The sequence below is a fragment of the Lysinibacillus sp. CTST325 genome, from assembly GCF_054665055.1.
The window spans coordinates 677,069-693,673 of the sequence record NZ_BAAFHO010000001.1 but is presented as its reverse complement, the minus strand read 5'-3'; the positions used below and the strand labels follow the sequence as shown (position 1 = coordinate 693,673).

The following is a 16,605-nucleotide window of genomic DNA, read 5'->3' as shown; positions in this document are numbered from 1 at the left end:
ATTCACGGGGGGATAAACAATGAAAAAATCAGCATTATGGGCTTTCATGCTAATGCTAGTAACAGCTTTATTTTTAGCAGCGTGTAATAGCGACAACTCGACAACTGACAAGGATAAGGAAAAAGATAAAGGTGATTCCACAAAGACTAGTGAAACAGCAGAAAATAAGGTTGTAACATTCGGTACTGACCAAGCGCCTGAAGGTGTATTTGACCCAGCCTTTAATGGAAGTATTGTAGATAGCTATATCCAAGGTTTTACAACGGAAGGTATCTACTCTGTAAATGATGACTTAGAGTATGTTCCAAATTTAGCAACTTGGGAAATTAGTGAGGATAAATTAACTTATACGTTTAAATTTAAGAAAGGTGTAAAATGGCATAATGGCGAGGAGTTAACAGTTGATGACTGGGTATTTGCATTAGAGACACTAGCTGATAAGGAGTACGATGGTCCACGATTCAATTATGTTGAAAATATTAAAGGCGCAAAAGCAAAAAAAGAAGGGAAAGCTGACAAAATCGCAGGGATCGAAGTCGTTGATCCATATACTGTGAAAATTACTTTTGAAAAAGTGAAAATTAATAATTTGGAAAATCTTTGGTCTAATCCAATGCCAAAGAAACATTATGAAGGTATTGCTGTTAAAGATTTAAGCGAGTCGAAACAAGTTCGTGAAAATCCTGTTGGCTTAGGGCCGTTTAAAGTGAAAAAGGTTGTAGACGGTGAATATTCTGAATTAGAGCGTTTTGATGATTACTGGAAGGGCAAGCCGCAGCTTGATGGGGTGATTGTAAAAGTAATTGACCCATCATTGGCAGCCGGTGCGTTCCAAAACGGAGAAATTGACATCATGGATATTAGACCACAAGCTGTGAAAGAATTGTCAGCATTGAAAAATGTACGTATTGAAGAAACTAATGGTGTAAGTTACTCGTATATCGGTCTTCGTTTTGGTCATCGTGATAAAGCTACTCTTAAAAATGTAGCAGATTTTGATAAGTTTAAATCAAAAGAATTGCGTCAAGCACTGTTATACGCAATTAACCGTCCAGCAATGATCGATGCTTTCTTAGAAGGAAAAGCTAATGTTGCGAATACTGTAGTTCCACGCGCCTTCTGGACTGCTGCAGAGGAATCTGACTTAAATCAATATGGACACAATCCAGAAAAGGCTAAAGAGCTTCTTAAGTCTGCAGGTTATGTAGATATTAATGGTGATGGTTTTGTAGAAGATCCTAAAGGTAAACCGTTTAAAATTTCATTTGGTCACTATGCTGGTCCTGCTGCTTTTGAGGGACGCTCTCAAGCAATCATTCAAGCTTGGAATGATATCGGAGTGAAAACAGAACAAGCAACTGGTACTTTAATCGAGTTTAACTTATATAACGATATGAAAGATAATGATGATGCTGCATTAGAAGCATTCTTCGGTTCTTGGAGTACAGGTGCAGATCCTGACCCATCTGGATTATGGGGGAACGATGCAGAATGGAACTACGGTCGCTACGTAGATGCAAAGAACCAAAAATTATTAGATAAAGGCTTAAGTGAAGAAGCATTTGACAAAGATACACGTAAGAAAACTTATGTGGAATGGCAAAAATACTTCAATGAAGAATTACCAGCCCTACCATTATGGGAAAACATGGATTTATATGGCATTAATAATCGACTACAAGGTGTTCATATTAACGCTGTTGGTTTCCAAACAGATGTTCATAAATGGTACATTAAGGAATAAATAAAAAACTTACAAAGAAAGTTCTTAATCCTACTAACTAGGTCCACTTCATGAATTGGACCTAGTTAGTAAATTTCTAGATAAGGAGACGTCACATGCTTCAATACACACTTCGAAGATTTCTTGGCATGATTCCATTGTTACTCCTTATTTCTGTGGTGGTGTTCTTTTTAGCGAAAATGATGCCAGGGGATCCATTTGCTGGTGAAATCAATCCTTCTAATACGAATCCACAATACATTGAAGAAATGAGAGAAAAATTAGGCTATAATGACCCGATTATCGTGCAATATGGTAGATGGGTAGGTAAATTTATACAAGGGGATTTCGGGAAATCTACTGTTTATAAAAAACCGGCTGCAGAGATTATTGCTCAGCGAATACCAAATACAATATTTTTAGCGTTAACATCATTAGTTTTTACGTACATTTTTGCATTTCTTATGGGAATGTATGCTGGAAGAAAGCCTTATACACTCGGGGATAATTTAATTGCAACTTATAATTATTTAGCTTTAGCCATTCCGTCGTTTGTTGCAGGGATTGTTGCTATTTATTTCTTTTCCTTTAAGCTAGGATGGTTTCCTTTTAGTGGTTCCGTAGGTGTAGGCATAGGGGAGGGAACATGGGGTTACTACATGAGTAGGGTGCACCATGTTTTATTACCAGCACTTATTTTAGGGTTAATGGGAACGGCGTCCTATACACAATTTTTACGAAATGACATTATTGAAAATAGTAGGAAAGATTTTGTAAGAACAGCGAGAGCAAAGGGAACAAAAGAGTCGAAAATTTTTAACAAACATATTTTACGGAATTCGATTATTCCAATTATTACGTTTCTTGGTTTTGATATCGCAACATTAATTAGTGGTGCGGTAATAACAGAAACTATCTTTACTTATCCGGGGATAGGCGCACTTTTCTTAGAATCTGTTGGACGTAGAGATTATGCGGTCATGATGTCGATAACAATGTTACTTTCGTTTTTAACACTGTTTGGAAATTTAGTGGCGGATATATTATATGGTGTAGTAGATCCGCGTATTAGACTAGATTAAGGAGGGGAAAATTATGACATTGGTAACTGATCAAGAAGTTTTATCTCCAAAAACACCAAAAAAAAGCCCCTCTCCATGGGTGATAGCGAGACGAAAGTTTGTTAAAAATAAATTAGCTATGATTAGTCTAATTTTTTTATTAGTAGTTATCGTTTTATCTTTTTTAGCTCCCTATATTACAACAAAAGACATTGTACGTGTCGACTTTATGAAAATTAGTCTACCTCCATCAAGTGAGCATTGGTTGGGAACAGATACGAATGGACGAGATGTTTTTACTAGAATGCTCTACGCTGGTAGATCATCTTTAACAGTTGGGTTAGGCTGTATGATTTTTATTGTAATGATCGGGACAGCTGTTGGCGCTATTTCAGGGTATTTTGGAGGAAAAATAGATCAAATGTTAATGCGATTTACTGACTTCGTATTAATGTTTCCATTTTTAGTTTTCGTCATTGTTTTAAATACTATCCTTACTGGAAAAGTATCTGGTTTATGGACATTAATAATTGTCATTTCACTTTTAGGCTGGGGAAGTGTTGCAAGGATTGTGCGTAGTAGGGTACTAGCTGAAAAAGAAAATGAGTATATATTAGCAGCGCAATCTATTGGTTGCAAACCTTCAAAAATAATTATTAAACATTTATTACCAAATGTTGCCTCGACGATTATTGTACAAGCAACATTATTAATGGCTGTAACAATCGTTGCTGAGTCCAGTTTAAGCTTTTTAGGATTTGGTGTACCAGCTGATACTCCGAGCTGGGGCAATATGTTATTTGAGGCTAGAAACTCAGAGGTACTGAAAAATATGCTTTGGATGTGGGTACCACCTGCAACAGCCATTACTCTAGTTATTTTGTCGATCAACTTTATTGGAGAAGGATTAAAAGATGCTTTAAATCCAAAATCAAGAAGGTAATAGACAAGCTTAAGATTTGTTAGAGAAGAAAATAAGACACCTTTAAAAGTAATAAATTCTCACTTTTAAAGGTGTTAATTTTTTATTTACATTAATTGGAAATAAATGAAGATAGAAAATCCATCCAGCAATAAATGATGGATGGATTTGTAAGGTTTATCGATGATCAATCCAAGTTTTCACAAGATCTGCAGTACCATAAACGTAATGCTGATCGCCAACTTCGTGGTATGCTGCGCTATCGTCAACCTCTGTATGCTTGTACGGAATACGTTGACGACGTTTTTCTGACATTGGGTCAGGAAGTGGAATTGCTGATAATAATGATTTTGTATACGGATGAACAGGGTTATTGTATATATCATCTGCTTTACCGATTTCCAAGATTTTACCACGGTACATAACAGCGATACGGTCACTGATATACTTAACCATAGATAGGTCATGGGCAATGAAAAGATATGTTAATCCACGTTCTTTTTGCAGTTGTTTTAATAAGTTTACAACTTGCGCTTGAATCGAAACGTCAAGTGCAGAAATAGGTTCATCGGCGATAATAAACTTAGGATCTAAGCTTAGCGCACGAGCAATTCCAATACGTTGACGTTGACCGCCAGAGAATTCGTGTGCATAACGGTTTGCGTGCTCTTTGTTTAAGCCAACAGCCTCTAGTAGTTGATTAACTTTTTCACGACGCTCTTTTTTATCTTTGTAAAGACCATGAATCGTAAAACCTTCACTAATGATTTCACCAGCTGTCATACGCGGGTTTAATGAAGCGTATGGATCTTGGAAAATCATTTGCATTTGACGATTAAATTTCTTTAATTCATTTTTAGATTTCTGCCCATGGACGTTCTCACCATCGAAAATAATTTCACCATCTGTAATGTCGTACAGACGAATAATGGAACGACCAGTTGTTGATTTACCACAGCCGGATTCTCCTACAAGACCAAGTGTTTCACCTTCGTATACATCGAAGCTAATACCATCAACAGCTTTAATAGGGTTACTTGCTGAACCGAAATGCTGCTTTAAATTTTTAATTTCAAGAACTTTTTTTGCGCCCGTTTTAGTCATTTGATTGTGCCTCCTTTGCTAAATATCCTTCAATACGTTTAGCAACCGCATCTGGAAGCGGAATTTTTGGTGCATTAGGATGCATCAACCAAGTTTTGGCAAAGTGTGTTTCGCTTACTTGGAACATCGGTGGCTCTTGCTCGTAGTCAATAGCCATTGCGAACTCGTTACGAGCGGCAAATGCATCGCCCTTTGGAGGGTTCGTAAGATCTGGTGGTGAACCAGGAATTGTGCGTAATAGCTCATCGGTATTGTTATCTAAGTCTGGCATTGAACCAAGCAGACCCCATGTATAAGGGTGCTTAGGATTATAGAAAATATCATTAACAGTACCATATTCAACGATTTGACCTGCATACATAACTGCAACCCGGTCAGCAACGTTTGCCACGACACCTAAATCGTGGGTAATGAAAATGATCGATGTTTTCGAATTTTTTTGGATTTCTTTCATTAGCTCTAAAATTTGCGCTTGAATGGTAACGTCTAATGCTGTTGTTGGTTCATCGGCAATTAGAAGCTTTGGATCAGCTGCAAGTGCGATGGCAATAACAACACGTTGGCGCATACCGCCTGAAAACTCATGCGGATATTGGTTATAACGTTTTTCAGGGAAGGGGATACCTACCTGCGTTAAAAGTTCAATTGCACGTTCTTTAGCATCAGCTCTTGATACTTTTTTATGTTGTAAAATAACTTCAGTTATTTGACGTCCGACCTTCATCGTCGGGTTTAAGCTTGTCATTGGATCTTGGAAAATCATCGCAATTTCATTTCCGCGTACTTTTGACATTTCTTTATCGCTTAAAGGCACTAAATCGCGACCGTTAAATAAAATTTGACCTGACTCGTAAATACCAGGTGGCTGTGGAATTAGTTTCATTAAAGCGTTACTTGTAACACTCTTACCAGAACCGGATTCACCAACGATTGCGAGTGTTTCACCTTCTTTTAAGTCAAAGTTTACACCACGAACAGCATGAACAAGTCCTGCATACGTTTTAAAGTTTATTTTTAAATCTTTTACTTCTAAAATTGTTTTACTCATTTTCGGCCACCTCCTTATTTACGTAGTTTTGGATCTAATGCATCACGTAAGCCGTCACCAACTGCGTTAAACGCAAAGATTGTTAGTGAAATGAACATTGCAGGGAATATTAAACGCCAAGGTGCATTTGCAATCGCGCCATTTCCTTCAGAAGCCATTGTTCCCCAAGAGGCTTGTGGAGCAGGAATCCCAAGTCCTAGATAACTTAGGAAAGACTCTGTAAAAATAGCAGATGGTACTGTTAATGTCATTGATACTAAAATCGCACCAAGTGCATTTGGCACTAAATGTTTTAAAATTAAATGTCCTGTTCGTGCCCCCAGAGTTCGAGCGGCTAAAACATACTCTTGATTTTTAATAGATAATACTTCACCACGTACAATACGGGCCATATTGATCCAACCTGTAATGGATAATGCGATAATCATTGGTATAATACCTTGTTGTAATACTACTAAAAGTACGATTACAACTAAAAGGTAAGGAACAGCTGTTAAAACATCGGCAATACGCATCATAATATTGTCAACACGACCGCCCGCTAAACCAGAAATACATCCCCATAATACGCCAATGATCAAGTCAATAATTGCCGCAGCAAATCCGATGAATAAAGAAATACGAGCGCCAGCCCATACTCGAACGAAAATATCTCGCCCTAAATCATCTGTACCAAACCAGAATTCTGATGATGGTGGGGCATTAAAAGCGCCTAATTGCTCTTTATAGTTGTATTGTGAAAACATTGGCACAAATGTAGCCATTAAAACAATAACTATTAAAGCGATTAAACCAAAAATCGCTAGTTTATTATGGGAAAAACGAATAAATACTTCCTTCCAAAAGGAGACAGATTTATCTGCTAATTTTTCAGTTGCTTCATGATTTCCGCCAACAATTTTAAACTTATCTTTTTCGATATGTTGCTGTGTCATTACTTTTTCGCTCCTTTCAATCTAATTCGCGGATCGATCACGCTGTATAAAATATCTACAATGAATACCGCAAATAAAAGAATGATTGCGTAGAACACCGTTGTCCCCATAACTACTGTATAATCACGGTTCGTAATACTTTGCACAAAGTGTTTACCTAATCCAGGAACCGCAAAAATTGACTCTACAATGAAGCTACCTGTAACAACAGCAGCAGTTAATGGGCCTAAATAAGTAACGACTGGTAAAAGCGCGTTACGTAAAGTATGGCGGAAGACGACTGTCCATTTACCTAAGCCTTTTGCACGGGCCATTTTTACATAATCACTATTATTTTGTTCAAGCATACCTGAACGTGTCAGTTTAGCAATAAAACCCATATGCGATAATGCAATTGCTAAGGCTGGCAATATACTATAACTAAAGCCTTTCCATCCACTAATCGGGAATAACTGAAGCTTATAGGCAAGGAAATACTGCATGAGTCCAGCTAATATAAAGGATGGGACAGAAATTCCAAGCACCGCAAAGGTCGTTGCCAAATAATCTGGGAACTTATTATGATAAAGCGCTGCAATTACACCGATTAATACACCAAAGCCAATTGCTAGCAGCATCGCTTCAATCCCTAAAGTTAAAGATACAGGGAAGCCTTCTGCAATCATATCATTTGTAGAACGCGCTTTATATTTCATAGATTCACCGAAATTAAAAGTGGCCGCATCGATTAAATAATCTTTGTACTGAATATACCAAGGGTTATTTAATCCATACGTTTCGTTTAACTTTGCCTCTATTTGAGGAGGGAAATTACGTTCAGATGCAAATGGGTTACCAGGAGCAAGACGCAATAGGAAAAACGTTGCCGTTACGATGACGAAAAGCGCGAGAAGTATATACATCAGCCTTTTCAAAATATATTTAATCACATAAAACTCCTCCTTCTATTTGTCAATTATCTGACAAATAAGTGCTTTCGTATTTTAAAAAGAGCTGACTCGTGCCACAGTGGCTACGAGGCAGCTCTCTGCTTAGAGCTTAAAAAGAAATTATTCTTTAATCTTTACGTATTTAAGGTGAATATCACCAGTAGGATTTGGATCTAAGTTTTCAACACCTTTTTTAACTACTGATAAGTTAGTGTAGTAGTAAATAGGTGCAACTGGGAATTCTGTCATAACAATTGCTTCTGCTTGTTTTAAATAATCAAAACGTTTAGCTTCGTCTACCTCAGCTACCGCTTTGTTCAATAAATCTGTGTATTGAGCATTTTCCCAGCCTGTTTGGTTGTTACCATTTTTAGCTGAATCGAACATTTCAAGGAATGTATATGGATCTAGATAGTCAGCTACCCAGCCCATACGACCAATTTGATAGTCACCAGTTTTTAATTTATCAATATAAACTTGCCATTCAGAATTATCTAATGTAGAGCTGATACCGAGTTTTGTGCTCCATTCTGATTGAATATATTGAGCGATCGCTGCATGCGCTTCAGAAGTGTTAAATGAAATGTTAACTTTAATGTCTTTAGGATCTTTAATGCCAAGTTCTTTCATACCAGCTTCAAGAGCAGCTTTTGCTCCATCAACATCGTTATCTTTGATGTAACCACGGTCTTCTTCAAATTTAGGAACTGCTACCGGAATCATACCTGTAGCCGGTTTTTGTTCACCTTTAGTTACGTTGTCAATTAATTTTTGACGATCGATTGCTAGAGTAAGAGCTTTACGGATATTTGCATTAGACATAATTTTGTCTTTTGTATTGAATTTATACCAATAAATACTTGCTTGGTCCTTGATTCTTAAAGAACCATCTTTTTTGAATCCATCAATTGCATTAAGATCTACTGTTTGGAATGGTGCACCGATATAGTCAAGCGAGCCAGATTTAAAGTTAGTAGCAACAGTTGGTTCTTTTTCAATCATTGCAATATTTACAGTGCTAACATCAACATTTGATGCATCCCAATAATCTTCATTTTTTGTAAGAACGATAGAAGCGTCATGTTTCCAATCGCTTAATTTATAAGGACCATTTGTTACGTAATCTTCACCTGCGTCTGCGTACCATTCTTTATTAGCTTCAGATACTTTTGGGTTAACTGGTAAATAAGTTTTGAATCCTGTTAATTCTAGGAAATAAGGAGTTGGGTTTTCTAAAGTTACGACTAAAGTTTTGTCATCTTCAGCTTTGATACCAATAGCATCGGCAGAACCGCCTCCTTCGTTGTATGCTTTAGCCCCTTTAATTGGGTAGAAAATAGAAGCATACGAAGAAAGGTTTTCTGGATTTAACGCCCATTTCCAAGCATATTCGAAGTCACCTGCTACAACTGAATCACCATTTGACCATTTTGCATCACGTAAGTGAAAAGTATAAGTCTTTTTATCAGGACTGATTTCCCACTTCTCAGCCATACCTGGAGTAGGCTTACCTTCAGCGTCTGAAACAGTTAGACCCTCGAAAATGTTAATTAAGATAGCACTAGATGTAGTATCCTCTGCAAGTCCTGGGTTTAAAGATGGTGGTTCTGAAGTTATTGCTAAGTTAAGCTCTTTAGATTTTGAACCAGAATCTTTGCTTCCGTCTGAAGATGAAGAATTATCAGACTTTTCACCACCGAAGCCACATGCAGCTAGTACTAATGAGAATACTGCAAGGACAGTTAATAATAAAAACTTTTTGTTTTTATTCATGTGAATCCCCCTTATACAATTTTAAGCCTTCTATGAAGCTCTTATTTAATATACCAAAAAAATCATTGTGTACAAAATAAAAAATATTCAAATTTATATAGTATTATCTGACATTTTTGAACATAATAATTTTTTTCGATTCATCGATTTAAATGGAGAAAGCGCTTTCATGATAAAAAAATGATGTTTATTTGTTCTAAATATCAAAAATAGAATAAAAATAAAAAAGTAACTTACTATATCGAAAATTCTTATTCTTCAGACAATGCTATTGTTATTTGAAAAATGAGTCAAAAGTAACGTGGGTGATTTATAAGATATTTGTGTAGATTTGTAGAAAATCATTGTAAAACTGAGTGATTTAGATTCCAAGATAGGTATTTCCTGTAATTTATATTCTCAAAGAATGAATATTATTATCTATTAATGATATATAAGAAACTTGTTTTGTATTTATCTTAGATTAACCGGTATAAAAGAGAAGAAAGAAAAATTAGAGTAAAATGTGGCTCTCTTAAAGAATAAATATCGTGTATTTCAGTAAAATATGTTTTTTTGAAATAATTTACACATTACTTGAATATACAATAATGTATAAAAAAACAGTGTATTGAATCAATTATATGAATGTAAAATTCGGCATACAGTAAATGGAAAAATACGTTTGTTTTTTGATATTGTTTTATGGAGAAATCCAATTGTCTTGCTTAGGAGGAAAGCTCCTACATAAAGTTACTAAACATTGTGTAGGTAGAACTAATGAGTAGAAAATTACTGCACTTCTTTACATGGTCGATTTTACCATATTTAATTAACTAAATGGTAGTCTTCTTAAAAATAAACAGTAAAGTAGCAGTTAACGGTAGTTAAAGGTGAATGTTTCCTTAGGCGAGCGAAGGATTATTAGCGTATATGATGTTAGTATCCTTAATTATGGTAGCTCCATTGCACTCACGTTTTCGATATCAGAAATGTAGTAAAACATTAATAAAGCAGAGTATTTCGATTAAAGAAATGCTCTGCTTAAATGTTTAAAGCTTAAATTGATTAATTTGGGTTTGTAAGTCCGAGGATTTTTCGCTTAAATCTGTAGCAACATGATTTACTTGTTGCATTGTCGCAGCTTGTTCCTTACTAGCTTCGGCAATGATTTGTGTATTGGCTGCACTAGAAGAAGCACCCTGAGCAATTTCTGCAACAGAGGCTGCTACTTGTTCAGCGCTTGCAGAGATTTCTTCAGAAGTAGACGAAATGTCTTCTATTTGATCTGTCATCGTATTGATCGCTTTTACGATCGCTTCGAAAGAGTTACCTGCGTTCCCAATAATTTTCACACCATCTGTGACAGATTGTAGCCCATCTTCGACAGCCTTCTCTACATTTTGCGTATCTTCTTGGATTTCTTGTGTTAACGTAACGATTTGATTGGCTGATTGCTTTGATTCTTCTGCTAGCTTACGAACTTCATCAGCTACGACAGCGAAGCCCTTGCCATGTTCACCTGCACGTGCAGCTTCAATTGCTGCGTTGAGTGCTAATAAATTTGTTTGATCTGTGATGGCTGTAATTACTGTAGTTATATTGCCTATTTCTTCTGATTGCTTACTTAATTTTTGAACGACCTTGTTAATTGTTTGAGTAGAATTATAAATCACGTTCATTTGTTGTTGAGCTTCATCAACTGTACTATTACCGTTATTCGCCAATTCAGTTGTTGTCACTGCGCTTTGATGAAGTTGTTGGGTTGCCTCTGCTATACGTTGTACACCTACTGCTGTTTCATCCATTGCAAGTGCACTCTCATTGGCAGCAATTGTAGCAGTTGAAGCCGTATTCGCTGTTTCGTTAATACGTACAGTAATCTCATCAGTAGAAGCAGAAATTTCTTCTATAGAGGCAGAAAGTTCCACAGCAGAAGATGATAAATGTTCCGCATTGCCTTGGATATGGGTTAATAAACCTCGTAAGCTACTTTTCATTACGTTAAAGGCTGTTGAAAGCTGACCGATTTCATCTTTAGATTGATGAGAGATATCTTGATGATATAATTCACCATTAGCAATATTATTGGCAGCCATAACTACGGATTTTAAAGGTCGTGAAATTGTACGCTGTACATAATACATCAGAGATATCCCAAGTATTACACCAATAATGATAGCGATGATTGAGATTGTTTGAGAATATGATACTGCTTGTTTAGATTCTTTCGTGACAATATCAAGTTGATTTTTTTGGTAACTTACAATTTTCTCTGATACTGCTAACAAATCTGTATTTGCTTTTTGAACATCGCCATTAACTTTTTGTATCGCTTCTTCTAATTTTCCAGCATCATGAAGTGCTAATGCTTCTTCAGCTGCTTTGTTAAAAGCTTCATTATATGTATGTAGATCTTTTGCATAAGTCTCCATTTCGGATGAATCAGATTTTTCATTGATCTCTATTATATGCGCGTTTAGCATTCTAGCATGCTTTGTAAAGTTATCTTTATTAGCTGCTGTGTCTTCAAGGAGTATTGCCCGAATGTAAAGACCTTGCATTGCTCGTTCAATTTGAATATTATTAGCTAATTCTACTAGCGTTACACGGTTTTCTAGCGCACTTTCTACCTTCTTATCAATGTTTGAGAATTGAATAAACATAATGACCAATGAAATAATTAAGGTCAGAATGATGGTTAAAAAACCAAAGCTTAATTTTTTGCCTACAGACATAAAGATACGTCCTTTCTGGAATGCCATTTACTTTTTATTTAAATTTAGCCATTTAGAAGGGGAGAAGTCAATAACCTCGGAATAAACAGTGCGGATTATTCATCAGTTTTTTTAGCGTTATTATAATAAGGAACAATAGATACAAAAATCGATCAAATTAAAGGGGAATAGGATAGATGTATAGTACAGAATACGTGGTCCTGTCATGAGAAAGAAAACGATACATTTCATTTGTATAAGTAGATAAGTTAATCCAGTCTATAGGATATGTTTGTTTTATTTTTCATCAAGGTAAGCCTCGCCATGGAGAAGACAAGACGTCTCGACGATTCTCATAAAATGCTGAAAGTCGGAGTTTTACGATTAAATAGTTATACAACTTTATGCAATGCAAAAGTTTATCTACAGTCTGAGAGACTGGGACATAAGTATGTATTTTCAAAAGCACAATTATAATATCGCATCAGAAAAGCGCGAGAAATCAACATTTCTAAAATTGATTTCTCGCGCTTTTTAAGGTTTTATCCAGTTATGTCCCAGCCTCAATCTTTAAGATTGTTTTTTTAACTGTAAAATGACAGCTTCATCTGGGTCAATGTATAAAGTCTTTTGTTCAAAGTAAATAACAAAACCAGGTTTAGAGCCATTTGGTTTTTTTACCTGACGTATTTCTGTGTAATCTACAGGAACAGAGGAAGAGTCTCTTGCTTTTGAAAAATAGGCAGCAAGTGTTGCCGCTTCTCTTAATGTTGTTTCGTCAGGTTCACTTGTATGGATGACAACATGTGAGCCAGGGATATCCTTTGTATGCAGCCAGGTATCCGTGCGTTTAGCTATTTTAAATGTAAGCATGTCATTTTGTTTATTATTTTTCCCAACAGAGATCGCTACACCTGTTGAAGAGGCATAACGTTCAGGCTCGGGTTTCATTTGTTTTTTCTTTTTTCGTGCATGACGTAATTTCAAATAACCTTGTTCTGCTAATTCTTCGCGAATTTCTTCAATATCTCCAGGAGCAGCTTGTTGTACCTGCTGAGCAAGCATTTCGAAATAGGTAATTTCCTCTTTTGTTTTTTCTAACTGTTCTTGAACCATAATAAGGGCATTTTTTGCTTTTGTATATTTTGTGTAATAGCTTTGAGCATTTTCAACAGGTGTTTTACGTTCACTGACTGGAATGGTGATTTCTTCATCTCCAGTTTCACTATAATAGTTAGTGACAGTTACTTCCTTTACACCTTTTTCAAACGCGTAAATATTCGCCATCAGTAATTCTCCATATAATTGGAACTGATCAAGCTTAGATGCGCGTTCGTAGTCTTTATTTAACTTTTTAGTTTTTAATATAAGCTTGTCAATTTCATTTTGCAGCCATCGCTCCAAATCACCAGCTTGCTGTTTAACTCGATCACGCTCAGCTCGAGCAAAGAATACGCGGTCAAGTAGCTCATGGACATTTGGATAAATCGTTACATCTCCTTGTAAATGTGTTAAAGCGATCGGTGAGAAGTACGTTTTATTATTTGCATTTACATACATCGGCTTTGTTCCGCCATTATTAAAGGAAGCTATGAAATTTTTAAAGCAATTTACACGATCATCTGTGTCAGCTAATCGGAATAATAATTCCTCAGCATGTATAGGCGAGAAACCAATAAATTGCGAAACGACTTCCTTAGCCGTTTTTGATTCAGAGAAAAACAGTGTAAGCTGTTCGTCGGTTACTGCTAGTGGGTGCCATTTATTCTGTGCGGGCGGTGCGATATAAGGCTGACCAGGTAAAACTGTACGGAAACTATTCACAGAAGGTGGCAAATGCTTTAAGCTGTCGACTATTTTTCCCTGCTCTTTATCTATTAACAAAAGGTTACTGTGACGGCCCATAATTTCAGCATGGAGCTCCCTTACAATAGGGTCGCCAATTTCATTTTTACTTTCGATTTCTACTATTATAATTCGATCAAAATCGTGCTGTTTAATAGAAGAAATAAACCCACCCTCTATATGTTTTCTCAACAGCATACAAAACATAGGTGGTTCTGCTGGATTTTCTATAGATTGCTCAGTAAGGTGAACACGTGCGTAAGAAGGATGAATCGAATAAAGTAACTTATGATTGCTTCCGTTTGCACGGATATGTAGCACAACTTCCTGAGCGTTTGGTTGATGTATTTTAGTGATCCGACCTGTTACTAATTGTTGTAGGTCGGCTGTCATTGAATAAGTAAATAAGCCATCAAATGCCATATGAATTCCTCTTTCCAAAGATATAAGCATCTTGGTACTTTCGTATTTATTATTTTTTAATGGTGCATTAGCTCCATACTCTAAAATTTGTGTAGTAGTTATCACTATAGAGTGGCAAATGTACTTTTCCACCATAGTGTGGTTGATTTCCGTTCCGGCTGGGCGCTTTGTTGTTGCTGACGCTTCGCTTTCGCACAGATAAAACAATTGCTGTCACTACGCTTTCGCACAGAGCAAAGCTTCCTGGGGGCGTCCGATGAGCCGCTTCGCTTCGTTCCTCTGTTGCTGATCCCCGAGGTGTCGCTCAGTCTCCATTCCAATCAACTTCTAGACATGGCATAAATTTTAACAAAGGTCATCTCTTCTTTTGGTGATGAGTTTTTTCTTATGTTTATCATAGCATTTTTTAGGCGAATATTAAAATATAGCTTCGAATGTGGTAGAATTAGCTTTTGCTCAATCTTCATTCAGTGGGTGTCCAACCACCTAGCGAAAGCTATAATTATGCTAAGGCGAAATTGCTTTAATTTTTTACGGAGAGACATCATAAATGACAGAGCTTATGTTATAATAATCCCAGTATGCAAAGAAAGGTGTGACGAACCTTGGTGCGTAGTATGACTGGTTTTGGCAGAGGTGTCACAACAACAACAGACTTTCAATTAACCGTAGAAATGCGCTCGGTCAACCATCGATTTTTAGAAATCAATGCAAAATTCCCGAAAGAATGGCTTGAAGCAGAAATTTTTGCAAAGAAATTAATTTCGCAAGCTTTGTCACGTGGCAAAATTGATGTGATGGTTTATGTTAAAGATTTAGAGAACGTCGAGCAATCTATTGAAATTAATTGGTCATTAATTGAAGCGTATCGTAAGGCAAAAGAGCAATTAGCAAGTAAAGTACCACTAGAAGAAAAATGGACAATGCAAGAGCTACTATCGCTTGAACAAGCGCTTGTACAGGAAAAGCCACAGCTTACACCTGAGGATTTACTCTGTGCTGTTGAAAAGGCTATTTCACAAGCACTTGAACAGCTCATTCAAATGCGTGAGCGTGAAGGGCAAGAATTACATGATGTTGTTGTACAATATAAAGAACAGTTAATGGAACAAGTGAACCACATTCGTTCATGTGCATCTCTTGCTGTAGAAAAATATCGTACACGATTATTGGAAAGAATTTCTCAAGTGGCGGATGGAGCGTTGTTAGAAGATCGCCTACTTGCCGAAGTAGCGATATTCGCAGAACGTGTGGACATCACTGAAGAATTGGACCGATTAGATAGTCACTTTAATCAACTGGAAGAAACATTACAAGAAACGATTTCAGTTGGCCGTAAATTAGACTTTTTAATGCAGGAAATACACCGCGAGATCAATACGATTGGTTCAAAAAATCAATCAACAGAGGCGGCCGTTGCAGTAGTTCAGGCGAAAACAATTTTAGAAAAGATGCGTGAGCAAGTTCAAAATATCGAATAGCTTGCCTGTATCTGTTATAAATTAAGGGAGATATAGAGAATAAATGATAAAAGAACGTGGATTATTAATTGTTCTGTCTGGCCCATCTGGTGTAGGTAAAGGGACAGTGCGAAAAGAATTATTTTCTCAGCCGAATACGAATTATGAGTATTCCATCTCGATGACAACACGAAATCCTCGCGAAGGTGAAGTAGATGGTGTAGACTATTTTTTCAAGACACGTGAAGAATTTGAAACGTTGATTGAACAGGGTGGCTTATTGGAGCATGCTGAATTTGTAGGGAATTATTACGGAACACCGTTAGCCTACGTAAATGAAACACTTGATGCAGGACGTGATGTGTTTTTAGAAATCGAAGTGCAAGGTGCTGCACAAATCCGCAAAAAGGCACCAGATGCATTATTTATTTTCTTAGCCCCACCAAGCTTAACGGAATTAAAAGACCGTTTAGTTGGTCGCGGGACGGAAACAGCAGACGTTATTGCGAAGCGTATTGCAACTGCAAGTGAAGAGCTCGAAATGATGAGCCTTTATGATTATGTAGTTGAAAATGATGAAGTGACAAATGCTTGTGATCGTATAAATGCGATTATTAAAGCAGAGCATTGTCGTAGAGAACGTGTTGAAAAAAGATATTTGTCAATGTTGAGAGGAGAATAAACCT

General features: G+C 36.6%; 12 protein-coding genes. 5 read left to right on the top strand and 7 right to left on the bottom strand.

The genetic code is table 11. From position 1 onward, the window contains the following. Window positions 1-19: 19 nt before the first annotated feature. The 3 genes from opp4A (at window position 20) to opp4C (ending at window position 3,727) form a co-directional block, all read left to right on the top strand. Entirely contained in the window at window positions 20-1,744 is a 1,725-nt protein-coding gene (gene opp4A / locus ACYQ73_RS03480; RefSeq protein WP_460011157.1) for an oligopeptide ABC transporter substrate-binding protein, read from the top strand. Between the two features lie 95 nt (window positions 1,745-1,839). Next, entirely contained in the window at window positions 1,840-2,805 is a 966-nt protein-coding gene (gene opp4B, locus ACYQ73_RS03475; protein ID WP_460011156.1) for an oligopeptide ABC transporter permease, read from the top strand. 13 nt (window positions 2,806-2,818) lie between these two features. After that, window positions 2,819-3,727 carry an oligopeptide ABC transporter permease gene (gene opp4C, locus ACYQ73_RS03470; protein ID WP_460011155.1) on the top strand — a complete coding sequence of 303 codons (909 nt, stop codon included), beginning with the start codon at window positions 2,819-2,821 and terminating at the stop codon, window positions 3,725-3,727. A gap of 156 nt (window positions 3,728-3,883) precedes the next feature. Here the strand turns inward: opp4C and ACYQ73_RS03465 are convergent, their stop codons facing one another. The 7 genes from ACYQ73_RS03465 to ACYQ73_RS03435 all read right to left on the bottom strand — a co-directional run bounded on the left by ACYQ73_RS03465 (window position 3,884) and on the right by ACYQ73_RS03435 (window position 14,459). Next, entirely contained in the window at window positions 3,884-4,810 is a 927-nt protein-coding gene (locus ACYQ73_RS03465) for an ABC transporter ATP-binding protein (RefSeq protein ID WP_460011154.1), read from the bottom strand. After that, window positions 4,803-5,858: an ABC transporter ATP-binding protein gene (locus tag ACYQ73_RS03460; RefSeq protein WP_460011153.1), complete on the bottom strand. Its 1,056-nt coding sequence runs from the start codon at window positions 5,856-5,858 to the stop codon at window positions 4,803-4,805. The genes ACYQ73_RS03465 and ACYQ73_RS03460 overlap by 8 nt, the downstream gene beginning before the upstream one ends. Before the next feature lie 14 nt (window positions 5,859-5,872). Next, complete coding sequence (locus ACYQ73_RS03455) at window positions 5,873-6,793, bottom strand: ABC transporter permease (protein WP_460011152.1); 921 nt, start codon at window positions 6,791-6,793, stop codon at window positions 5,873-5,875. Then, a complete protein-coding gene (locus ACYQ73_RS03450; RefSeq protein ID WP_460011151.1) occupies window positions 6,793-7,722 on the bottom strand; it encodes an ABC transporter permease in 930 nt (309 codons plus the stop codon). Before ACYQ73_RS03450 ends, ACYQ73_RS03455 begins: the two co-directional genes overlap by 1 nt. Window positions 7,723-7,842: 120 nt before the next feature. Beyond that, window positions 7,843-9,495, bottom strand: coding sequence for a peptide ABC transporter substrate-binding protein (locus tag ACYQ73_RS03445; RefSeq protein ID WP_460011150.1), 1,653 nt, complete (start codon window positions 9,493-9,495; stop codon window positions 7,843-7,845). Window positions 9,496-10,526: 1,031 nt separating this feature from the next. Next, window positions 10,527-12,212: a methyl-accepting chemotaxis protein gene (locus tag ACYQ73_RS03440; protein WP_460011149.1), complete on the bottom strand. Its 1,686-nt coding sequence runs from the start codon at window positions 12,210-12,212 to the stop codon at window positions 10,527-10,529. A gap of 549 nt (window positions 12,213-12,761) precedes the next feature. Beyond that, a complete protein-coding gene (locus ACYQ73_RS03435) occupies window positions 12,762-14,459 on the bottom strand; it encodes an Rqc2 family fibronectin-binding protein (RefSeq protein WP_460011512.1) in 1,698 nt (565 codons plus the stop codon). A 605-nt stretch (window positions 14,460-15,064) separates the two neighbouring features. Here ACYQ73_RS03435 and ACYQ73_RS03430 point away from each other — a divergent pair. Both ACYQ73_RS03430 and gmk read left to right on the top strand, forming a co-directional pair. Next, the gene (locus ACYQ73_RS03430) at window positions 15,065-15,940 is read left to right on the top strand and encodes a YicC/YloC family endoribonuclease (RefSeq protein WP_460011148.1); all 876 of its coding nucleotides are present in this window, start codon (window positions 15,065-15,067) and stop codon (window positions 15,938-15,940) included. 43 nt (window positions 15,941-15,983) lie between these two features. After that, window positions 15,984-16,601 (top strand): guanylate kinase, encoded by a 618-nt coding sequence (gene gmk, locus ACYQ73_RS03425; RefSeq protein ID WP_049668385.1) that lies wholly within the window; start codon window positions 15,984-15,986, stop codon window positions 16,599-16,601. The last annotated feature ends 4 nt before the right edge of the window (window positions 16,602-16,605 follow it).

Excerpts from the sequence above, each read along its gene's own strand:
- gmk (WP_049668385.1), top strand. The coding sequence starts at position 15,984 with ATGATAAAAGAACGTGGATTATTAATTGTTCTGTCTGGCCCATCTGGT.
- ACYQ73_RS03435 (WP_460011512.1), bottom strand. The coding sequence starts at position 14,459 with ATGGCATTTGATGGCTTATTTACTTATTCAATGACAGCCGACCTACAA.
- ACYQ73_RS03445 (WP_460011150.1), bottom strand. The coding sequence starts at position 9,495 with ATGAATAAAAACAAAAAGTTTTTATTATTAACTGTCCTTGCAGTATTC.
- ACYQ73_RS03460 (WP_460011153.1), bottom strand. The coding sequence starts at position 5,858 with ATGAGTAAAACAATTTTAGAAGTAAAAGATTTAAAAATAAACTTTAAA.
- opp4C (WP_460011155.1), top strand. The coding sequence starts at position 2,819 with ATGACATTGGTAACTGATCAAGAAGTTTTATCTCCAAAAACACCAAAA.
- opp4B (WP_460011156.1), top strand. The coding sequence starts at position 1,840 with ATGCTTCAATACACACTTCGAAGATTTCTTGGCATGATTCCATTGTTA.
- ACYQ73_RS03455 (WP_460011152.1), bottom strand. The coding sequence starts at position 6,793 with ATGACACAGCAACATATCGAAAAAGATAAGTTTAAAATTGTTGGCGGA.
- opp4A (WP_460011157.1), top strand. The coding sequence starts at position 20 with ATGAAAAAATCAGCATTATGGGCTTTCATGCTAATGCTAGTAACAGCT.
- ACYQ73_RS03440 (WP_460011149.1), bottom strand. The coding sequence starts at position 12,212 with ATGTCTGTAGGCAAAAAATTAAGCTTTGGTTTTTTAACCATCATTCTG.
- ACYQ73_RS03465 (WP_460011154.1), bottom strand. The coding sequence starts at position 4,810 with ATGACTAAAACGGGCGCAAAAAAAGTTCTTGAAATTAAAAATTTAAAG.